The organism is Streptomyces sp. NPDC004752, assembly GCF_053601275.1.
Genome location: NZ_JBSGBN010000266.1, coordinates 1 through 3,951 on the forward strand (window position 1 = coordinate 1; position 3,951 = coordinate 3,951).

Genomic DNA, 3,951 nt, shown 5'->3' on the forward strand with positions numbered 1-3,951 from the left:
TCGGCGTCCGCATCTGGAAGGCGATCTTCTCGGGCGGGTAGTCGTTCTTGTCAGTCCGTTTGCCCTGCTCCAGGGCGGCGTGGGTCTTGACCAGCTCACCCTCGTGGAAGATCTGGACCATGGTGGCGGTGGAGCGGACATCGACCCGGCGGTCGATGAGTTTCCAGGGCACCGAGTAGAGGGTGCGGCCGACCTTGACGTGAATATCCGGCCCCACCACAGCAGTTGACCATCTCGCCAGAACGAACGGCGTCTCGGGCAGCGGCACAAGGGCCTTGGCCTCCACCGCCTCGAACACCGACAACGGCTTCGCGCCGCCCAACGGTCGGCACTGCCGTTGGCCTGCGACATTCGTCGCCCAAAGCAGGGCCTCGGCCTGCATGTGCTCCAGCGAGGTGAACCGGCGCCCGCTCCAGAACGAGTCACGGACATAAGGCATGGGCCGCTCGACCCTGGGTTTGTCACGAGTCGTCGACTGCACCCGATCAGTACGGTCGGCCCGGAGTTGTGCGGGTGACGCACCCGTTCCATCCCTGGTCCGGGCGGGAGTTCGTGTTCGTTGACCGACGCCGGACCTGGGACGAGGACCGGGTTGCCTTCCAGGACGAGGACGGGCGGCTGGCTTCACTGCCGGCGGCCTGGACGGATATTGATCCGGTCGATCCGTTCATCACGATGGCCGCGGGCCGGTGCCCGTTCCGTGTGGAGGACCTCCTGGCCGTCGCCGGGCTGATCGACGCTCTCCGAGTACGGGCGTCGGGAGGATGATGCCGGGAACGTCGTCTGATCCACGCCTGGCAGGACAGCCGGGGTGATCAGCAGCGCGCGGAGGTAGCCATCCGGAGCACTCCTGATCTGCTGGTTTGCCTCCGCGCGCCTGCCTTGTGGTCTTGGCCGGGCCGGGTGTCGGCGCGAACCTGGTGACACGGCTGGTGACAGGGGAGGCGGGCGCGATGACGGTGACGGCGAAGGACCCGAAGGTGGCCGTGCTGGCCGCGTCGAGATCACTCAACCCGCATCCGGAGAAGGTGACCGACGAGGTGTTCCTGGCCTCGCCGTTCTGCGACCCGCGCGACGTCGTGCAGGTCAAGTACGAGATGGTGCGGCGCGTCCGCGTCGACAAGGTGCCCGTCGTCCAGGCGGCCCGCGCCTTCGGCTACTGCCGTCAGGCGTTCTATGAGATCGCAGCCGCCCTGGACCTGGGCGGTCCGGGTGCCCTGGTCCCCGGCAAGCCGGGCCCGAAGGGCCCGGTCAAGCTGACCGCACCGGTCATGGACCGAATTGACGCCTGGCTGGCCGCTGACAACGCGCTGACCTCGAAGGAACTCGTCGAGAAGATCGCCGAAGAGTTCGGCATCACCGTCCACCCGCGGTCCGTCGAGCGCGCACTGTCCCGGCGGCGCGAACCGGAAAGCGCCAGTGAGGACGAGCCCATATCCCGCTGTCGCCCCAGGCGGTGACGTCACGGCAGGTGTCGCCGAGTACGAGCGGCTGCGCGAGACCTCGGCCCGCGGCAGCCGCCGCAACGGACTGGGCGTGCTCGTTGCCCGCGGCATGACCGCATATCTGAAGGTGGCCGCCTCGCTGGCCGCCGCGGCGGCGCCCAGGACGGGGAGCTCGGCCCCGCCGGCCGCCGGTGCGCTGGCCACCACGCTGGACGCGGAAGTCGTCCGGGTGTGGTCCCGGATGGTCTGGGCCAACGCCAACTCCCCCTGATCCAAGGCGACATGAGAAGGCACGGCAACGTCGATGAATGACCAGCTGTTCGGTCCGGCCGCCAAGGTGACGGCCGGCCACCTCGCCAGAGACGCATACTTGTATGTCCGCCAGAGCTCGCTCAAACAGGTCCTGAACAACACCGAGTCGACAGTGCGGCAGTACGGGCTGAAGGAACGGGCCATCGCGCTGGGCTGGCCGGCCGACCGGATCCACGTCATCGACACCGACCAGGGCCAGTCCGGCGCCACGGCCGCTGACCGGGAGGGCTTCCAGCGCCTGGTCACCGAGGTCGGCATGGGACACGCCGGGATCGTCCTGGGTCTGGAGGTGAGCCGGCTCGCGCGCAACAACACCGACTGGCACCGGCTGCTGGAGATCTGCGCGATGTCCGCCACGCTGATCCTGGACGAGGACGGCCTCTACGACCCCTGCGACTTCAACGACCGGCTCCTCCTCGGCCTCAAGGGCACCATGAGCGAGGCCGAACTCCACCTGCTCAAAGCGAGGTTGAGGGGCGGTCAGCTGTCCAAGGCCCGGCGCGGGGAACTGGTCCAGCAGCTGCCGATCGGTCTGGTCTACGACGGCGCCGGCAAGGTCGTCCTCGACCCGGACACCGCGATCCAGCAGGCGATCCGCACCGTGTTCACGCTGTTCGACACCACCGGCTCGGCCACCGGCGTGGTCAAGGCGTTCAACCACGACCGGCTCACCCTGCCGCGGCGGCTGCGGTCGGGCCCGGACAAGGGCAAGGTCCTCTGGGGGCCGATCGCGCACTCGCGGGTGTTACAGATCCTGCACAACCCGTGCTATGCCGGGGCGTTCGTCTATGGCCGCTACCAGCACAAACCCGGTGTCGTCGGCGGGAAGAGCGGCCCGGCACTGAAGCCGCGCGAGCAGTGGATCGCGTTCTTCCCCGACGCCCACGTCGGCTACATCTCCTTCGAGAAGTACGAGGCCAACCAGGCCAGGCTCACCGCGAACGCCGTCGCCCACGGCAAGGACCGCCGGCACGGACCGGCCCGTGAAGGCCCGGCCCTGCTGCAGGGCATGACCCTGTGCGGGATCTGCGGCCGCCGTATGACCGTGCGCTACCACCAGCGCAAACACGGCCTGGAGCCGGAGTACGTCTGCCAGGCCAAGGGCATCGAGTACGGCAACCCGATCTGCCAGCGCGTGCATGGCGCCGCGATCGACCAGGCGGTCGGCCGCCTCCTGGTCACCGCCCTGACCCCACACGCGATCACCGCGGCCCTCGCGGTCGTCGACGAGCTGGCCGCCCGCGCCGACGAGGCCGAACGACTTCGGGCCGCCGCCGTCGAACGCGCCCAGTATCACGTCGACTTGGCTCGCCGCCGCTACCTCGCCGTCGACCCCGACAACCGCCTCGTCGCCGGCAGCCTGGAAGCCGACTGGAACAGTGCCCTGCGTGAGCTCACCCAGGTCCGCGAAACGTACGAGAGCGCCAAAAGCGACGGCGGCGGCGAACTCGACGACGCTCAGCGGGCCCGGATCACCGCCCTGGCCGCGGACTTCCCCGCCCTCTGGAACGACCCTGGCACCCCGATGAGGGAGCGAAAGCGCCTGGTCAGACTGCTGGTTGCCGACGTCACCCTGGTCCGGGCCGACCAGATCACCGCCCACGTCCGCCTCACCGGCGGCCAGGAGCACACCCTGACCACGCCCGTTCCGCTCGCCTCCTGGCAGGTCCGGCAGACCCCGACCGAGGTCGTCGCCGCCATCGACGAGCTCCTCGACGACCACACCGACGGCCAGATCGCCGCCATCCTCACCGAGCGCGGCCACGTCAGCGGCAGCGGCCGACCCATCCACGCCCGGATCGTCCGCCAGATCCGCGACGCCTACCACTTGCGCAGCCACCCCCAACGGCTGGCCGACCTCGGCATGGTCAGCCTGCGCGAGATCTCCCGCCGCCTCGGCGTCAACCAGGTCACCGTCAAGCACTGGCGCGACCGCGGCCTGCTGAGCGGACGCGTCGTCAACGACAAAGGCGAGTACTTCTACTACCCGCCCCCACCCGACTTCGTCAGGCCCCGGCTCGGCCGACCATCGCCCTACCGGCTCGCTGACGGGGCAACAACAACCGCATCAACCGAAAGAGGCGCAGTATGAAGCACGAGGTTTGTCCTTCGGCTTCGAGGCGCGGGCCGGATCGACCAACGTGCCGTAGTAGGCGGCGAGTTCGGCGTACGACTTGTTGATCTGCGGGTCGTA

Annotated in this window: 5 protein-coding genes; 4 read left to right on the top strand and 1 reads right to left on the bottom strand. The window is 69.1% G+C overall.

Annotated elements, in window-relative coordinates:
- Positions 1–439, bottom strand: a 439-nt coding sequence (locus ACWEKM_RS46030) for a Mu transposase domain-containing protein (protein WP_451627284.1), incomplete at its 3' end; no start/stop codon positions are given.
- 74 nt (positions 440–513) lie between these two features.
- Here ACWEKM_RS46030 and ACWEKM_RS46035 point away from each other — a divergent pair.
- The 4 genes from ACWEKM_RS46035 (at position 514) to ACWEKM_RS46050 (ending at position 3,849) form a co-directional block, all read left to right on the top strand.
- Positions 514–768 (top strand): DUF5372 family protein, encoded by a 255-nt coding sequence (locus ACWEKM_RS46035; RefSeq protein WP_451627285.1) that lies wholly within the window; start codon positions 514–516, stop codon positions 766–768.
- 185 nt (positions 769–953) lie between these two features.
- A complete protein-coding gene (locus tag ACWEKM_RS46040) occupies positions 954–1,460 on the top strand; it encodes a helix-turn-helix domain-containing protein (RefSeq protein ID WP_451627286.1) in 507 nt (168 codons plus the stop codon).
- On the top strand, positions 1,420–1,716 hold the full coding sequence (locus ACWEKM_RS46045; RefSeq protein WP_451627287.1) for a hypothetical protein: 297 nt from the start codon (positions 1,420–1,422) through the stop codon (positions 1,714–1,716). Before ACWEKM_RS46040 ends, ACWEKM_RS46045 begins: the two co-directional genes overlap by 41 nt.
- A 33-nt stretch (positions 1,717–1,749) precedes the next feature.
- Entirely contained in the window at positions 1,750–3,849 is a 2,100-nt protein-coding gene (locus ACWEKM_RS46050) for a recombinase family protein (RefSeq protein ID WP_451627288.1), read from the top strand.
- The last annotated feature ends 102 nt before the right edge of the window (positions 3,850–3,951 follow it).

What these genes read in the sequence shown, in the direction of transcription:
- ACWEKM_RS46040 (WP_451627286.1), top strand. Translation starts at nt 954, where the DNA reads ATGACGGTGACGGCGAAGGACCCGAAGGTGGCCGTGCTGGCCGCGTCG.
- ACWEKM_RS46050 (WP_451627288.1), top strand. Translation starts at nt 1,750, where the DNA reads ATGAATGACCAGCTGTTCGGTCCGGCCGCCAAGGTGACGGCCGGCCAC.